16 protein-coding genes and 3 tRNA genes are annotated in these 16,545 nt (G+C 51.3%); 14 read left to right on the forward strand and 5 right to left on the reverse strand.

Translation table 11 applies throughout. The features are described from left to right. Positions 1-37: 37 nt before the first annotated feature. Positions 38-277 (reverse strand): DUF1289 domain-containing protein, encoded by a 240-nt coding sequence (locus AAGR08_RS10250; protein ID WP_097097546.1) that lies wholly within the window; start codon positions 275-277, stop codon positions 38-40. Positions 278-505: 228 nt separating this feature from the next. On the opposite strand from AAGR08_RS10250, the gene eptA reads away from it, so the two are divergent. The 5 genes from eptA (at position 506) to rnt (ending at position 5,216) form a co-directional block, all read left to right on the forward strand. After that, entirely contained in the window at positions 506-2,137 is a 1,632-nt protein-coding gene (eptA, locus tag AAGR08_RS10255) for a phosphoethanolamine transferase EptA (protein ID WP_345826811.1), read from the forward strand. Between the two features lie 45 nt (positions 2,138-2,182). Next, positions 2,183-2,779 carry a TetR/AcrR family transcriptional regulator gene (locus tag AAGR08_RS10260; protein WP_345826812.1) on the forward strand — a complete coding sequence of 199 codons (597 nt, stop codon included), beginning with the start codon at positions 2,183-2,185 and terminating at the stop codon, positions 2,777-2,779. A 51-nt stretch (positions 2,780-2,830) separates the two neighbouring features. After that, positions 2,831-3,928 carry an alkene reductase gene (locus AAGR08_RS10265; protein WP_097094091.1) on the forward strand — a complete coding sequence of 366 codons (1,098 nt, stop codon included), beginning with the start codon at positions 2,831-2,833 and terminating at the stop codon, positions 3,926-3,928. A 100-nt stretch (positions 3,929-4,028) separates the two neighbouring features. Continuing rightward, positions 4,029-4,436: a lactoylglutathione lyase gene (gene gloA / locus AAGR08_RS10270; RefSeq protein WP_007892766.1), complete on the forward strand. Its 408-nt coding sequence runs from the start codon at positions 4,029-4,031 to the stop codon at positions 4,434-4,436. A gap of 108 nt (positions 4,437-4,544) precedes the next feature. Further along, positions 4,545-5,216 carry a ribonuclease T gene (gene rnt / locus AAGR08_RS10275; protein WP_345826813.1) on the forward strand — a complete coding sequence of 224 codons (672 nt, stop codon included), beginning with the start codon at positions 4,545-4,547 and terminating at the stop codon, positions 5,214-5,216. Between the two features lie 34 nt (positions 5,217-5,250). Here the strand turns inward: rnt and AAGR08_RS10280 are convergent, their stop codons facing one another. After that, positions 5,251-5,586, reverse strand: a complete 336-nt coding sequence (locus AAGR08_RS10280; RefSeq protein WP_175501675.1) for a Grx4 family monothiol glutaredoxin — start codon at positions 5,584-5,586, stop codon at positions 5,251-5,253. A gap of 364 nt (positions 5,587-5,950) precedes the next feature. Here AAGR08_RS10280 and AAGR08_RS10285 point away from each other — a divergent pair, with 364 nt between their 5' ends. Further along, positions 5,951-6,742 carry a C40 family peptidase gene (locus AAGR08_RS10285; protein ID WP_345826814.1) on the forward strand — a complete coding sequence of 264 codons (792 nt, stop codon included), beginning with the start codon at positions 5,951-5,953 and terminating at the stop codon, positions 6,740-6,742. A 60-nt stretch (positions 6,743-6,802) separates the two neighbouring features. Here the strand turns inward: AAGR08_RS10285 and AAGR08_RS10290 are convergent, their stop codons facing one another. Beyond that, positions 6,803-6,892 carry a YnhF family membrane protein gene (locus AAGR08_RS10290; RefSeq protein WP_097094094.1) on the reverse strand — a complete coding sequence of 30 codons (90 nt, stop codon included), beginning with the start codon at positions 6,890-6,892 and terminating at the stop codon, positions 6,803-6,805. Positions 6,893-7,166: 274 nt separating this feature from the next. On the opposite strand from AAGR08_RS10290, the gene purR reads away from it, so the two are divergent. Further along, a complete protein-coding gene (gene purR, locus AAGR08_RS10295; protein WP_097094095.1) occupies positions 7,167-8,192 on the forward strand; it encodes an HTH-type transcriptional repressor PurR in 1,026 nt (341 codons plus the stop codon). Here the strand turns inward: purR and punR are convergent. After that, the gene (gene punR / locus AAGR08_RS10300) at positions 8,189-9,100 is read right to left on the reverse strand and encodes a DNA-binding transcriptional activator PunR (protein ID WP_097094096.1); all 912 of its coding nucleotides are present in this window, start codon (positions 9,098-9,100) and stop codon (positions 8,189-8,191) included. The two genes, purR and punR, sit on opposite strands and share 4 nt — an antisense overlap. A gap of 110 nt (positions 9,101-9,210) precedes the next feature. Between punR and punC the strand changes: the two genes are divergently transcribed. Then, positions 9,211-10,413 carry a purine nucleoside transporter PunC gene (punC, locus tag AAGR08_RS10305; RefSeq protein WP_345826815.1) on the forward strand — a complete coding sequence of 401 codons (1,203 nt, stop codon included), beginning with the start codon at positions 9,211-9,213 and terminating at the stop codon, positions 10,411-10,413. 301 nt (positions 10,414-10,714) lie between these two features. Next, a complete protein-coding gene (gene cfa, locus AAGR08_RS10310; RefSeq protein WP_097094098.1) occupies positions 10,715-11,863 on the forward strand; it encodes a cyclopropane fatty acyl phospholipid synthase in 1,149 nt (382 codons plus the stop codon). 48 nt (positions 11,864-11,911) lie between these two features. Here the strand turns inward: cfa and AAGR08_RS10315 are convergent, their stop codons facing one another. Continuing rightward, positions 11,912-12,553: a riboflavin synthase subunit alpha gene (locus AAGR08_RS10315; RefSeq protein WP_097094099.1), complete on the reverse strand. Its 642-nt coding sequence runs from the start codon at positions 12,551-12,553 to the stop codon at positions 11,912-11,914. A gap of 198 nt (positions 12,554-12,751) precedes the next feature. On the opposite strand from AAGR08_RS10315, the gene AAGR08_RS10320 reads away from it, so the two are divergent. From AAGR08_RS10320 to pykF, 5 genes are all read left to right on the forward strand, one after another. Beyond that, the gene (locus tag AAGR08_RS10320) at positions 12,752-14,125 is read left to right on the forward strand and encodes an MATE family efflux transporter (protein ID WP_345826816.1); all 1,374 of its coding nucleotides are present in this window, start codon (positions 12,752-12,754) and stop codon (positions 14,123-14,125) included. 153 nt (positions 14,126-14,278) lie between these two features. Further along, positions 14,279-14,355: transfer RNA gene (locus AAGR08_RS10325), tRNA-Val, on the forward strand. A 3-nt stretch (positions 14,356-14,358) separates the two neighbouring features. After that, positions 14,359-14,435 (forward strand) — tRNA-Val (locus AAGR08_RS10330). A 19-nt stretch (positions 14,436-14,454) separates the two neighbouring features. After that, positions 14,455-14,531, forward strand: a tRNA-Val gene (locus AAGR08_RS10335). A 341-nt stretch (positions 14,532-14,872) separates the two neighbouring features. Next, positions 14,873-16,285 (forward strand): pyruvate kinase PykF, encoded by a 1,413-nt coding sequence (gene pykF / locus AAGR08_RS10340; protein ID WP_097094101.1) that lies wholly within the window; start codon positions 14,873-14,875, stop codon positions 16,283-16,285. The last annotated feature ends 260 nt before the right edge of the window (positions 16,286-16,545 follow it).

Here is a 16,545-nt window from a genome sequence, read left to right on the forward strand (position 1 = left end):
AAGCAGGAGTATAACGGAACGGCAATCCAGCGCTTTGTTAAAACAGCTCTGGTTGTTGCGGATCATGATCTTCATCGAGTTTCTGCTGGCGATGCAACCGCAGCCAGCGTTGACGGCATAAACGCAGCACATCTCGCTTTTGCGCATCGGTGAGTTTCATCCAGTTAAAGCGCTCTTCCCGGCTGCGCAAACAACCACGACAATAGCCACGCGCATCACTTTGGCAAATGCCACGGCACGGGCTGGGAACAGGAAAAAACTCTAATTGTTCGGCCACATCCACTCCGGAATTAACATCTGGTTGCACAGCGATCACAGCTTGATGACATAGTACAAAGAGTAAACGTTAATTGCTCGCAATCAATACATCGCCGCACTTCGTAACCACTGTTTACCAAATATCCAGCAAGATGATGTTTTAGATTGGGTATGTTTAACCTTGGTTAAGGTTTTCCTCATATTGTCTTCATACGATTGTCACACTACTCCCTACCGTTGAGTTTTCATGAGATTCCCGAACACACTGCAGTGCGGCACCAGCGGGTTTAACCTAATTGCTGCTCTGTTCTTTGCATTCGTACTGAATGCACTTTTCTTGCTGCGCGCCTGGGAAATGATTCCCTACGATCATCTTCACGACTATCTGTTTGCCGCCAGTATTCCAGTCGTCCTCGCCTGCGCTTTTTATTTTCTTTTCTCGCTTGCTGCATGGCCTTATATCCGTAAGCCATTGCTGATTGTGCTGGTCTTCATCAGCGCCGCCGCCAACTATTTCATGCACAGTTTCGGCACGGTTATCGATGCCAATATGATGCAAAATGTCTTTGAATCGGATCCGCAAGAAGCCGGGGCATTGATAAGCAGTCGCTATGTGGTATGGATGTTTTTAATGGGCGTGATACCGGCCGTCGTCCTCTGTTTAGTGCGCATTCGTCGGGGACAACGTTGGTGGTGGAATCTATTACAACGGCTGGTCAGCGCGTTGGGCGCGATATTATTGATTCTGCTGATGGCGGTACTGTTTTACAAAGATTACGCCTCGCTGATCCGCAATAACAAAGGTCTGGTGAAAATGATCACGCCAGCCAATATCGTCAGCGGTACTGGCCATTATATCGATCAGCGCTATCTGCAAGGTGACCAGGCGCTGGTGAAAATCGGACAGGATGCACACAAAGGCCCGTTAATGAGCGCAGCAGCCAAAAAAACGCTGGTGGTATTAGTGGTGGGTGAAACCGCGCGTGCGGAGAATTTTTCACTCGGGGGCTATGGGCGAGAAACTAACCCAGAACTGAAAAAACAGCAGGTGATCTATTATCCAAATGCCACCTCCTGTGGTACAGAAACCGCCATTTCAGTGCCCTGTATGTTTTCGAATATGCCACGCGTGCACTATGACGCGAATCTGGCGCATCATCAGGAAGGCGTGCTCGACATCCTTGCCCACGCTGGTGTCAGCGTGCTATGGCGTGAAAATGACGGTGGCTGTAAAGGCGCCTGCGATCGTGTACCGCACACGGACATGACCCAATGGAAATTGCCGGAATATTGTCATGACGGTTTCTGTCAGGATGATGTGCTGCTGCACCGCCTTGATAACTATATTGCTGGCTTACACAACGACGGGATGATTGTGCTGCATCAGATGGGCAGCCACGGTCCAGCCTATTATCAGCGTTACCCCGCGCAGTTCCGCCGGTTTACACCAACCTGTGACAGCAACCAAATCCAGGATTGCGACCATCAGGCGCTGGTCAATACGTACGACAATTCGCTGCTCTACACCGACGATATGGTCAGCCGCACCATCGATAAACTGAAAGGGCTAAGCGACCGCTTTAATGTGGCGCTGATTTATCTCTCTGACCATGGCGAATCACTCGGCGAACGCGGCATGTATTTGCACGGTGCGCCCTATCTTTTTGCCCCAACCCAGCAAACGCACATCCCTCTGCTGCTGTGGATGTCACCCGGCTATGCCGCCGCCTTGCACATCAACGCATCCTGTTTGCGCCAGCAAGCAGCGGACGCGAAAGTCTCGCAGGACAATCTCTTCCATACGGTGCTTGCCATGTTTAACGTGCAAACACAGGCGTACCAGCCGCAGCTGGATATGATCAGATCGTGCCAAAGCTGAGCCGGACAGTTGCATTAGACTGACTGGTCTAATAACCTGCGTGCCATGAATAAGACATCGCAACGCATCGACACCCGTGAACATCTGCTCGCTACTGGCGAGCAGGTTTGTTTGCAGCGCGGTTTTACCGGCATGGGGTTGATCGAGATGCTGGCGCTGGCAGACGTCACCAAGGGCTCGTTCTATCACTATTTCCGCTCAAAAGAAGCGTTCGGCGTGGCGTTGCTTGAACGCTACTTCGCCAACTTTTTACAGCAGATTGAACAGCAATTAAACCAGCCGGGTCTTACGCCGACTGAGCGTCTGTTACAGCATTTTCGTTATGCCGAAACGCTGTTTATCGAGCAGGGCCATATTGTGGGTTGCCTGGGCGTGAAATTGTCCGCAGAGGTGTGCGATCTCTCCGAGCCGATGCGTGATGCATTGCAGCATGGCGCTAATGCGATTATTGCCGCCTACACGCGCTGCTTAACCGAGGTAGCGGCTGAGCAGCCGTTGCCTTTTAACCAAACGCCGCAGCAGCTGGCACAGCGTTGTTACTTACTTTGGCTGGGTGCCAGCTTACAAAGCAAGATTTCCCGCGAGCCTGGCCCCATTAGCCTGGCTCTTGAAACTATCGAACAGTGGCTGATAAGTCGCTGATTTTTAAAAAACCGCAGTTACTAGACGACCGGTCTTCCCAGAGGAGTCATTATGGCGAGTAAGCAGTTGTTCTCCCCACTGAAAGTGGGCGCGATTACCGTACCAAACCGCATTTTCATGGCCCCGCTGACGCGCCTGCGCAGTATTGAACCGGGCGATATCCCCACGCCGCTGATGGCTGAATATTATCAGCAGCGTGCCAGTGCCGGTTTGATCATCACCGAAGCAACCCAGATCTCTTTCCAGGCGAAAGGCTATGCCGGTGCGCCGGGTCTGCACACTGAGCCGCAAATCGCCGCCTGGAAATTAATTAATGAAGGTATCCACGCTGCGCACGGTCACAGCGCCGTACAGCTGTGGCATACCGGCCGTATTTCTCACAACAGCGTGCAGCCAGAAGGTAAAGCGCCGGTGGCACCAACCGCGCTGGCCGCAGGCACCCGCACCTCTTTGCGTGCCGCCGATGGCAGCGTTTATCGTGAGGATACGTCGCTGCCACGCGAACTGTCGGTAGCTGAAATTCAGCAGATTGTGAAAGATTTTGGCCAGGCGGCGGCAAATGCACGCGAAGCGGACTTTGACCTGCTAGAACTGCACTCTGCACACGGTTATCTGATGCATCAGTTCCTCGCGCCAGACTCAAACCAGCGCAACGATGAATACGGCGGTTCCATCGAGAAACGTGGCCGTTTCGCACTGGAAGTGGTGGATGCGGCGATTGCCAACTGGTCGGCCGATCGCATCGGCATCCGTATTTCGCCTATCGGCGCCTTCCAGAACCTGGAAAATGGCCCGGAAGAAGAGAAAGCCGCACTGTGGTATATCGCGGAACTGGGCAAACGTGGCCTGGCGTATCTGCATCTCTCCGAGCCAGACTGGGCGGGTGGCCAGCCTTACAGCGATGCCTTCCGCGAGAAAGTGCGTGCGCTGTTCCCTGGCGTGATCATCGGCGCTGGCGCTTATACCGTCGAAAAAGCCGACGATCTGATCGCGCGCGGCCTGATTGATGCCGTGGCCTTTGGTCGCGACTTTATCGCTAACCCGGATCTGGTGGCGCGTCTGCAGCAAGATGCCCCACTCAACCCGCAGCGTCCAGAAAGCTTCTACGGCGGCGGAGCAGAAGGGTATACCGATTATCCAACGCTGTAAGTAATGGCTGCCGCTGTGGATAGGCGGCAGCGTTGTTTCATCAGTGTGTATACTAAGTTGTCTTGTCATTCACTGATGACGTTTTAAAAAAGAGGATGTTATGCGTTTACTTCACACCATGTTACGCGTTGGCGATTTGCAACGTTCAATCGATTTCTACACCCGTGTGCTAGGCATGCGCGTGCTGCGTCAGAGCGAAAACACCGAGTACAAATACACCCTTGCGTTTGTTGGCTACACCGAAGAGAGTGAAGGCGCGGTGATTGAGCTTACTTACAACTGGGGCGTGGATAAATACGACCTCGGCAATGCTTACGGTCATATCGCGCTGGGCGTGGATAACGTGGCTGACACCTGCGAGCGTATCCGCAGCGCTGGCGGCAACGTGACGCGTGAAGCGGGCCCGGTAAAAGGCGGCTCCACCATTATTGCGTTTGTTGAAGATCCAGACGGTTATAAAATCGAGCTGATTGAAAACAAACATGCCGGTCACGGCCTCGGCAACTAATGTTGCTTGTCAGCCTGCTTATTTGCGGGCTGACTTCCCTCTCCTGCTGCACCCTCCTGCGATTTTTGCCATAATGCGCGCTGCCCTATTTATTGCCATGAGATCCTGATGTCTGAATCGAACGCTTTAAACGCTCTCCACCAACGCTTCCGCGGTTTTTATCCTGTAGTGATCGACGTCGAAACGGCCGGTTTTAACGCGCAAACCGATGCGCTGCTGGAAATTGCGGCCACCACGCTCAAGATGGATGAAGATGGCTGGTTGCATCGTGATGAAACGCTGCATTTCCACGTGGAACCGTTTGAAGGCGCCATTCTTAATCCAGCGGCGCTGGCGTTTACCGGTATCGATCCCACTAATCCGCTGCGCGGCGCCGTAAGTGAATACGAAGCCCTGCATGCCATTTTCAAAATGGTGCGCAAAGGCACAAAAGACAGCGGCTGCAATCGCGCCATTATCGTGGCGCATAACGCCACTTTCGATCTCAACTTCGTGATGGCAGCCGCCGAGCGTGCCAGCCTGAAGCGCAATCCCTTTCACCCTTTTGCCACTTTTGATACGGCCGCGTTAAGCGGTTTAGTGTTCGGGCAAACGGTGTTGGCGAAAGCCTGTAAAGCGGCAGGAATGGATTTTGATAGCACTCAGGCGCACTCGGCACTGTATGACACCGAGCAAACCGCAACGCTGTTCTGCGAACTGGTGAACCGCTGGAAGCGCCTTGGCGGCTGGCCGCTGGCTTTTGATGAAGCGCCGAAGGAAGACGCATCGTCCGAAGAGTAAAAGAAAAGGCCGACATCGTTGTCGGCCTCCTTCATTATTCCGCTTCTTTATACTTCTCTGCGGTTTCTTTCAGCAGGGGCTGAAGTTCGCCGCGCTGGAACATCTCAACGATAATGTCGCAGCCGCCAACCAGTTCACCATCTACCCACAATTGCGGGAAGGTTGGCCAGTTAGCGTACTTAGGCATTTCAGCGCGGATATCCGGGTTCTGCAGAATGTCCACGTAGGCGAAACGCTCACCACACGCAGAAAGCGCCTGCACGGCTTGCGCCGAGAAACCGCAGCTTGGCAGCTTTGGCGAACCTTTCATGTACAGCAGGATCGGGTTTTCTGCGATCTGACGCTGAATTTTTTCAACAGTACTCATTATTGCCTTCCTTAAAGCTTCACTTCGTGTTTGTTTATTGTAGCGATTTCGCTCCCGTACTGAAAACGGGATTTTACGTTAGCGTCGGGTAATCGCCATGTTTGTTAAGTTGGGCCGCCACAAATAACATTTTCATATCATTATTAGGCATGACTAAATTAATAATTAGCAATAGTTTCGCTGCGTTAACCAGCTGAATTAGTTCATTTTTGCGACAGAATCAATCTGGTAACAGTTTAATGGAAAAAGGCCTTACCTTTTGCAAAAAAAGTGGATTAGAATTGCCTCGGCGCTGATCGTTTGATCAGATTACTCTCACTCTGCCGCAGTCTGTTTGTTTCCAGCCTGCTGAACCTAAAACCGGATTATGCGTTTACTGATTACGCTTTTCATACTGGCTTTTGCCCAACTGTTCTTTAACGTGGCCTCTGCGTCTCCGCATGCGCCGGTTAATGCCAGCTCGCAAAAAGCAGAGAAAAAGAGCGCACGTGAAGACGAGCGCCGCAAACGACGTCCGGTGAAAACCACTACGAAAAAATCGCGGCTGCCTGCCGTCCAAAAACTCAAAATTAAAAAACAGGCAAAGCCAGAAATCGCACTGACTAAAACCAGCCGCAAAAAATCCCTGCTAAAACCCACGACGAAGAAATATGGTCATCAACGACAGATAAAAAAAGCCGCAGACGTCGACGTTGATGATGAAGCATTGCCGCTCACCGGCATCAAAATGAGCAAGGCGCATCGCCAGCGTTATCAAAAGGCGCGTGAAACTGCGATGACAAAATTAATGGGCCAGCTCGGCAAACCTTATCAATGGGGCGGCACCTCCCCGCATACCGGCTTCGACTGCAGCGGCCTGGTGTGGTACGCCTATAAAGATTTGGTGAAGTTCAAGTTCCCGCGCACCGCCAATGAGATGTATCACCTGCGCGATGCTGCACCAATTAAGCGTGAAATGCTGGAAAAAGGTGATTTGGTGTTCTTCCGCATCAATAATCGTGGTACTGCCGATCATGTTGGCGTGTATCTCGGAAATGGCAAATTCATTCAGTCGCCGCGTACCGGCAAAGATATTCAGATTAGCGCGTTGGGTGAGGATTACTGGCAGAAACACTATGTTGGGGCGCGTCGTATGATGACGCCGAAAACCATTCGTTAGTTGTTGCGCAACGCGCAGAAAAAAGCCGGACGCTGCATTGAGCTGCTCCGGCTTTTTTTATTAATGCATGATTGCAGTAAAGCTAAAGGCAATAATCATTAACAGAGCACCAACGGTTGTCATTAGCGCCAGCTTCAAATCCGTACTCATTACTCCTCCTTAGTCACACATTTCTTAGGGTTAAAGCGATTTTCGCACAGCGATGGGCAAAAATCTCGTGTTATCCGCCCGGGCTTGCTAGAATCGCCGCCTTTCGTTGCGCAACACATTTTGTGCAGGCTGTGTTTACAGCGCGATAAAGTGATTTTGTCTGCTAAACCACACCGTTTTGCCCCTTATTTTGGGCGATAAAAGCATTAGCAGACGCAAACGTTTAACAATATACTTATCAGTAAGTTGCGATAAGCCCAGGAGTACCATTTTCATGGCAACAATTAAAGATGTGGCAAAACGCGCGGGTGTTTCGACCACCACGGTTTCGCATGTCATCAACAAAACGCGTTTCGTAGCAGAAGAGACGCGTAACGCCGTATGGGAAGCGATCAAAGCATTGCACTACTCGCCAAGCGCCGTGGCGCGTAGCCTGAAAGTCAATCACACCAAAACGTTGGGCCTGCTGGCGACCTCCAGTGAAGCGCCCTATTTTGCCGAAATTATTGAAGCGGTAGAAAATCACTGCTTCGATCGCGGCTATACGTTGATTCTGGGTAACGCGCATAACGACTTACAAAAGCAGCGCGCTTATCTCTCCATGATGGCGCAGAAGCGTGTCGATGGATTGCTCGTGATGTGTTCAGAATACCCCGATGATTTGCTGCAAATGCTTGAAGAAAATCGCAATATCCCGATGGTTGTTATGGATTGGGGCGCTTCGCGCGGCGATTTTACCGATACCGTGCAGGATAATGCATTCCAGGGTGGCTATCTCGCTGGGCGATATCTGATTGAACGTGGTCACCGCGACATTGGCGCAATTCCGGGGCAATTGGAGCGCAATACCGGCGGCGGACGCCATGCCGGTTTCCTTCAGGCGATGAATGAAGCGGGCATCACTGTGCGCCCGGAATGGATCGTTCAGGGCGACTTTGAACCGGAATCGGGTTATCAGGCGATGCAGCAAATCCTTAATCAGAAACAGCGCCCCACCGCCGTGTTCTGCGGTGGTGACATTATGGCGATGGGCGCAATTTGCGCAGCAGATGAAATGGGTTTGCGCGTGCCGCAGGATATCTCAGTGATTGGCTATGATAACGTGCGCAACGCGCGTTATTTCACGCCCGCCCTGACCACCGTGCATCAGCCTAAAGCCGAATTAGGTGAAAAAGCTTTGGAGATGCTGCTCGATCGCATCACCAGCAAGCGTGAAGAGCCACAAACCATTGAGGTTCAACCCACGCTGATTGAGCGCCGCTCCGTGGCAGACGGGCCATTCCGCGACTATCGTCGCTAGTGTGTCACTTCGCTGAGCCATTCGTGGTTCAGCGTTTCGGCATCCCCGAGATAGGCTAATAGCCAATCCAGCGCCGGCGACGCGCGCTGTTCTGACCAGCTAACGCAGCAGGGGCTGTCTGGAAAGGCCTGCGGCAATTGCAGCTCCACCAACGCGTGGTTATCCAGCAGCGGTCGAGCTAAATGGCCCGGCACCATCCCAACGCACAATCCTGCCTGCAAGCAGTCGAGCCCGGTTTCCCATTCTGGCACCACCAGGCGCCGCTGATTATCGAGCGTCCATGTCATGCGGCGCGGCAACGCTCGCGAGGTATCTTCTAGCACCAGCGAAGGCCATGCCCGCAGAGTTTCATCATCCAGTTCAACGCTACTGACTAAAGGATGATGAGGACTCACGACACAGCGCCAGTTAAGCGCCCCCATATCCTGAAAAGCAAAACGTCCCCCAACCGGAATTGCCTGAGTGGCGCCAATCGCGACATCAACGCGTCCATCAGCTAACGCGTCCCAGACGCCATTAAACACTTCATAACTGATGATCAACTCCATGTCCGGGAAATGGCGATAGAAGTCCTTCACTAATTGCCGCGTACGCTGCGGTTTTACAATACAGTCAATGGCGATGCTCAACTCACCGCGCCAGCCATTGGCCAGCTGCTGGCACTGCCTGCGGGTGGCGAGCATTTTTTTGATAACAGATCGTCCTTCACGCACAAAATGCTCACCTGCCGGTGTCATTACCACTTCCCGATGCTGGCGCTCAAAGAGCGGTACCGCCAGCCAGGTTTCCAGTTGGCGTACGGTATAGCTGATGGCAGAAGGCACACGGTGCAACTCCTGCGCCGCGGCGCTGAAGCTGCCGGTTCGCGCTACGGCATCTACCACTTCAAGCGCGTATTCTGACCACATGAATTCACCTTCAAAAAATTTAACAGCACTGTGCAAATATTAGCGTTTCACAAAGCGTGTTGCATCCTTTTACACTCCCCCGCGTTCAACCTGCCCATAAGAGAAATAACATGTTGTCGTCTAAAGCATTTATGCCCTACCTTGCCGTGCTCAGCATGCTCGGCTTTCTTGCCACGGATATGTATTTACCCGCCTTTGGCGATATGCAACGTGATTTTGCCACTGCACCGGGCACCATCAGTGCCAGCCTGAGTCTGTTCCTTGCCGGCTTTGCTTGTGCGCAGGTCTTTTGGGGACCGCTGTCAGATCGCTACGGTCGTAAACCTATTCTGCTGGCGGGCTTAGCCATCTTTGCACTTGGCTGTCTTGGTATGCTTTGGGTGACCGATGTACGCCTGATGCTGGCGTTACGTTTTGTGCAGGCGATTGGGGTATGTGCTGCAGCGGTGAGCTGGCAGGCATTAGTCGTTGATCGCTATCCAAAAGCACAGGCTCATAAAGTTTTTGCCACGATTATGCCGCTGGTCGCCTTGTCACCGGCGCTCGCTCCGCTGCTGGGAGCCTGGCTAATCAGTCACTTCCACTGGCGCAGCATTTTTATCACCCTCACGTTTGTCGCGGTGGTATTGCTGGTTGGCACGCTGCGGTTAACCTCGCCGAAACGCGAAAACGTTGCTAAGAGCACCCAGCCCGGCTGGCTAACTTTACTTAGCACGCGAGTGTATAGTGGTAACGTCTTGATTTATTCAGCCTGCTCCGCAAGTTTCTTTGCCTGGCTGACCGGTTCGCCCTTTATTCTCGCCGCCGCCGGCTTAACGCCTGCCGATATTGGGCTGAGCTATATTCCTCAAACCATCGCCTTTTTAATGGGCGGATTTGGCTGCCGCGCGCTGCTCAACCGCTATCAAGGCGCTCAATTGTTGCCATGGTTGCTGGTGCTTTACAGTTTGAGCATCCTTAGCCTGTTTGTGGTGGCATTAATGCCAGCAACGCCACTGTTTGCATTGCTGATGCCTTTCTGCGGCATGGCGCTCGCTAATGGCGCAATCTATCCCATTGTGGTGGCTAGCGCGCTCTCTCCTTTCCCGCATGCGACCGGGAAAGCAGCAGGTTTGCAAAACCTTTTCCAGCTAGGTCTGTGTTTTGTTGCCAGCCTGCTGGTCTCTGCTGGATTAGCGCATGCGCTCTACAACACCACACTTGTCATGGTAGCAACCGTCGCACTCGCTTGGGTTGGCTTTGTCTGCCAACGCGGTGTAAGCGCACAAAGTGATATTGCCCACACTTCCCGTCCCTGCGAAGATAATCATTAAGGCAACGATTATCGTTAGCAAACTAACGATAAGCCGTTGAATATTGACCCACGTGAGCATATAATCACTGGGTCAGTATTTCTGCTATAAATCAATAATATAAATGTAATACCTTTACGACTCTGTCGTGGGATGGCGTCTGCACGATGCTGCTGTGTTGCGTCAAACTGTTCAATTCAAAAGCATACCTCTGTAAAACGTCGGATTTCTGGCGCACGGAATTTCCGTGAGTTCTCTCACAGCTCTTGAGAAATTGACTATTCTATTTCTCAGGTTCAGATCGGAAGGTGATGGAGAAGCTATGAGTTCATCTGTTATAGAAGAAGTGAGCCTTGAAGAAAACCACTGGTATCGTATCGTCAATGAACTGCTAGAGCGCGCTGATATTGCAGTGAATGGCACTCGTCCCTGGGATATTCAGGTAAAGCATCCAGATTTTTTTAAACGCGTCCTGGAAGAAGGTTCACTGGGCTTAGGTGAAAGTTACATGGATGGTTGGTGGGAGTGCGAACAGCTCGATATGTTCTTCCATCGCGTATTGAAACACCATCTGGATAAACAATTACCGCGTCATTTCAAAGACACGCTGCGAATTGCAGCGGCACGTCTTACTAATTTACAGTCGAAAAAGCGTGCCTGGATTGTCGGTAAAGAACATTACGATTTGGGTAATGATCTTTTCTCACTGATGCTCGATCCCTATATGCAATATTCCTGTGGCTACTGGAAAGATGCGGACACGCTGGAAAATGCGCAGCAGGCAAAACTGGATATGATATGCCGTAAGCTGCAACTTGAGCCCGGCATGACACTTCTCGATATTGGCTGCGGCTGGGGCGGATTAGCGGAATATGCCGCACGTAATTATGGCGTGAAGGTGCATGGCGTTACCATTTCTGCCGAGCAGCAGAAATTGGCACAGCAACGCTGTGAAGGATTAGACGTTACGATTTTGCTGCAGGATTATCGCGATCTTAATCAGCAATATGATCGTATTGTTTCCGTCGGCATGTTTGAACACGTCGGGCCGAAAAACTATGCCACTTATTTTGAAGTTGCCGATCGCAACCTAAAACCAGACGGCATATTTTTACTGCACACCATTGGTGCCCTCAGCACGGATATGAACGTTGATCCGTGGATTGACAAATATATCTTCCCGAACGGTTGTCTACCGTCTGTTCGACAAATCGCCGAAGCCAGTGAGCCTCATTTCGTTATGGAAGATTGGCATAACTTTGGCGCAGATTATGATACGACGCTAATGGCCTGGCATGAACGATTCCAAATTGCCTGGCCACAGCTGGCCGAGAAATATGGTGAACGGTTTAAACGCATGTTCGACTATTATCTCAATGCTTGCGCGGGTGCATTCCGCGCGCGTGATATTCAGCTTTGGCAGGTCGTATTCAGTCGCGGTAAAGAGGGTGGTTTGCGCGTAGCGCGTTAATTATCTGATGAAAAAATCAAGGCGCCAAATGGCGCCTTTTTTATTGCGTTATTCTGTGCTATCCGCGTGAATTAAGGCCGCTTCTCGCTGAGCCAGTACGCGTTCAACGGTATCCACAATCGCCTGGGTATGGGGATCGATCTCAATGTTGACCTTTTGACCCAATCTCTTGGCGCCCAGGGTGGTACGCTCTAATGTTTCTGGGATGAGGTGGACACAAAACTTGCTTTTAGTGACATCGCCTACCGTCAGACTTATTCCGTCTATTCCCACAAAACCTTTATGCAGAATATATTTTATCTGGCTGGCGTCCTGCAATTTAAACCAGATTTCGCGATTATTTTCTGACTGGATTATTTTGCAGATCTCCGCCGTGGTCATAATATGACCGGACATTAAATGGCCGCCAATTTCATCACTGAACTTCGCCGCACGTTCAATATTCACCACATCACCAGCGCTTAATTCGCCAAGGTTGGTGATGCGCAGTGTTTCTTTGATCAAATCAAAGCTAACAAGATCGCCCTTAATCTCTGTCACGGTCAGGCAGCAGCCGTTATGCGCCACTGATGCGCCCAGCGCCAGACCCGGCAAGAGATCTGCGGGTAAACGTACAGTATGAGTGCGAAACAGCTCTTTTTCTTCAATGGCAACAATCTCAGCCGTGCCTTGCACAATTCCAGTAAACATAATCTCAGCCTCTGCAAAGTTTGCGTCAGTTTATCACAGCTTGTCAGCCACAGCTTAATTTGGCGGAGTTCAAACTTTACACAAATAACGAAACAAAATGCGAACAACGTTTGGCGGAAGCCATCGCGACCGCTACACTATGCCGCGCATTCTTTGGGGATTTCTCCCCGCTCTCTTCTTAAATTAAGCAGGTGTTACGTGCAGAAGTATTTTACAGAAGCGCGTCAATTGCTGGCCCTTGCGATCCCGGTCATCCTTGCTCAGGTGGCTCAGACTGCAATGGGATTTGTAGATACTGTTATGGCCGGTGCGGTAAGCGCCACGGATATGGCCGCCGTTGCTGTCGGCACCTCTATCTGGCTTCCCGCCATTCTGTTTGGCCATGGTCTACTGCTGGCTTTGACGCCCACCGTTGCGCAACTCAACGGTTCAGGACGACGTGAACGCATCGCGGAACAAGTGCGTCAGGGATATTGGATGGCGATCGGCGTCGCACTATTAATTATGGTGGTGCTGTGGAACGCCGGCTACTTGATTAACACCATGCATGATATTGATCCTGCGTTGGCCGCGAAAGCCGAAGGGTATCTGCATGCGTTGCTGTGGGGAGCGCCCGGTTATCTCCTCTTCCAGGTAATGCGTAACCAGTGTGAAGGCTTGTCGAAAACCAAGCCTGCGATGCTGCTCGGCTTCCTCGGATTAATGGTGAACATTCCTCTTAACTATGTATTCATCTATGGTCACTTTGGCATGCCGGCATTGGGCGGGGTTGGATGCGGTGTTGCAACGGCTTCGGTCTATTGGGTAATGTTCCTGGTGATGCGCTTTTGGGTAAAACGCATGGCGAATATGCGCGATATCCGTATGAACGCACGCTGGTCTGCGCCTTCAAGAGCTATCCTGTCTCGCCTGTTCACGCTGGGCTTGCCGGTGGCTTTAGCGCTGTTCTTTGAAGTGACCTTGTTTGCCGTCGTCGCTCTGCTGGTGTCACCGCTCGGTATTGTCAAAGTCGCGGGTCATCAAATTGCGCTTAACTTCAGCTCGCTGATGTTTGTCTTGCCGCTGTCGCTGGGTGTGGCAACGACCATTCGTGTTGGCTATCGGCTGGGGCAAGGATCGACCGAACAGGCGCGGGTCGCCGCATGGACTGGACAGGGTGTAGGCATCAGCATGGCGGTGCTCACGGCAACGTTTACCGTGATCTTCCGTCATGATATCGCTGCGCTGTATACCGCGAATCCGGAAGTGATTACCCTTGCCGCGCAGCTGATGCTGCTGGCGGCTCTCTATCAGTTCTCCGACTCGATTCAGGTGATTGGCAGCGGCATACTGCGTGGTTATAAAGACACCCGTTCCATCTTCTTCATCACCTTTATTGCTTACTGGGTGCTGGGTTTGCCCGTGGGTTATGTGCTGGCGATGACAGATTGGGTATTACCGAAGCTCGGTCCTGCCGGATTCTGGTGCGGCTTTATTGTCGGACTCACCTCGGCAGCCGTAATGATGATTTGGCGTATACGTCGTTTACAGCGCTTGCCCGCGCAGGTCATTCTGGCACGTGCTGCGCGCTAAGTTCCTGAACGTGCATTATTTGCTTCCCAGCGGCGAAAAAAACGACGCATAGCACAGTTGCTGGTCAGTCACCGGGGAAAATCGCTTTTTCCCCTTGCCAGCATCACGGCCTGCCGTTAATATTCGTCCCCGCTGTCGCCCTGACAGCGTGTTGCGCTCTTAGCTCAGTTGGTTAGAGCACCACCTTGACATGGTGGGGGTCGATGGTTCGAGTCCATTAGAGCGCACCAAGTGCGTCCGTAGCTCAGTTGGTTAGAGCACCACCTTGACATGGTGGGGGTCGGTGGTTCGAGTCCACTCGGACGCACCAATTACTGAATTTTCTGAATGCGCTCTTAGCTCAGTTGGTTAGAGCACCACCTTGACATGGTGGGGGTCGATGGTTCGAGTCCATTAGAGCGCACCACTCTGGTTTATCTCCTTGCGCAACACCCTTTTCTTGATCTGCATCGTTTTTCTGGCACCGCTTTTATATTGGTTTTCGTATACTTAGCGACTATACTATGCCGCGTTGTTCCACCTGAAAGGTTTCAGCGCTAACGTGCCTATGCAAACAACTCACATAATTTGCGCAACACTGCTCAGCCAGTTCTCTCGCGTACTGCATAACTTCTCTGCACGCTTTGCTTTCGTCTCCTATTCTTATTTCTGTGAAATCCGTTCCAACACCATACACATTCTCACTTCGGTGCCGTATGCATCGAATTCCGACCTTTATCATCCATCACAACTTACAGAAAACCTGACATGAAAAAGACCAAAATCGTTTGTACTATCGGCCCAAAAACCGAATCTGAAGAGATGCTGACCCAATTGCTGGAAGCAGGCATGAACGTTATGCGCCTGAACTTCTCTCATGGGGATTACGCCGAGCATGGTCAACGCATTACTAATATGCGTGCCGTTATGGAAAAAACCGGTCGTCAGGCCGCCATTCTGCTGGACACCAAAGGCCCAGAAATTCGCACCATGAAGCTGGAAGGTGGCAATGATGTGTCGTTGAAAGCGGGCCAAACCTTCACCTTCACCACCGATCAATCGGTAATTGGTAACAGCGAACGTGTTGCCGTGACCTACGCCGGTTTCACCGAAGATTTGAAAATTGGTAACACCGTGCTGGTCGATGATGGCTTGATCGGTATGCAGGTAACGGAAGTCACTGAAAATACCGTGGTATGTAATGTACTGAACAACGGTGATTTGGGTGAGAACAAAGGCGTTAACCTGCCGGGTGTTTCCATTCAGCTGCCTGCGCTGGCCGAAAAAGATAAACGCGACCTGATCTTCGGCTGCGAGCAGAACGTTGATTTTGTTGCAGCATCCTTTATCCGTAAGCGCTCTGACGTGCTGGAAATCCGTGAACACCTGAAAGCTCACGGCGGCGAGCACATTCAGATCATCTCGAAAATCGAGAACCAGGAAGGCTTGAACAACTTCGACGAAATCCTGGAAGCCTCTGACGGCATCATGGTGGCACGTGGCGACCTGGGCGTTGAAATCCCGGTTGAAGAAGTGATCTTCGCGCAGAAGATGATGATCAAAAAATGTAATAAAGCACGCAAAGTGGTTATCACCGCAACGCAAATGCTGGATTCCATGATCAAAAACCCACGCCCTACCCGCGCGGAAGCAGGCGATGTGGCTAACGCCATCCTTGATGGTACCGATGCGGTAATGCTGTCTGGCGAGAGCGCAAAAGGCCGTTATCCGCTGGAGTCGGTTACCATCATGGCAACCATCTGTGAGCGTACCGATCGCGTGATGAAATCCCGCATCGATTCACTGCAGGACTCACGTAAACTGCGCATCACCGAAGCGGTGTGCCGTGGCGCGGTGGAAACTGCCGAGAAGCTGGAAGCTCCACTGATTGTTGTAGCCACCGAAGGTGGTAAATCAGCGAAAGCTATCCGTAAATATTTCCCGGATGCCACCATTCTGGCGCTGACCACCAATGAAACCACTGCTCGCCAGCTGATTCTGAGCAAAGGCATCGAAACGCATCTGGTTAAAGAAATTGCCTCAACTGATGATTTCTACCGCATTGGAAAAGAAATGGCGCTGGAAAGCGGATATGCGCAAAAAGGCGATGTTGTGGTAATGGTATCAGGTGCATTAGTACCAAGCGGAACGACAAACACCGCTTCTGTGCACGTACTCTGATTACCTACTGAATATTTATTTAAAAAGCGCCTTTTACAGGCGCTTTTTTTATTCCTCGGGTAATACAAATAGTAGAAATTTCCAATCGAAATTAACTATTCAAAATCTCGTATGATTAAGGTTAGTCCGATTAAATCTCTCTGTTTTAGCTAATTATTTTCATCATCTTCTGTTAAATGCTGTTTCTTTGAGCGAACGATCAAATTTAAGCATGTTCTCATCAAAAATTTATTCTCAACTCAAAAAGCTTTGTGTAATAC

It is taken from the genome of Pantoea sp. BRR-3P (assembly GCF_039621635.1).
Lineage (GTDB): Bacteria > Pseudomonadota > Gammaproteobacteria > Enterobacterales > Enterobacteriaceae > Pantoea > Pantoea floridensis.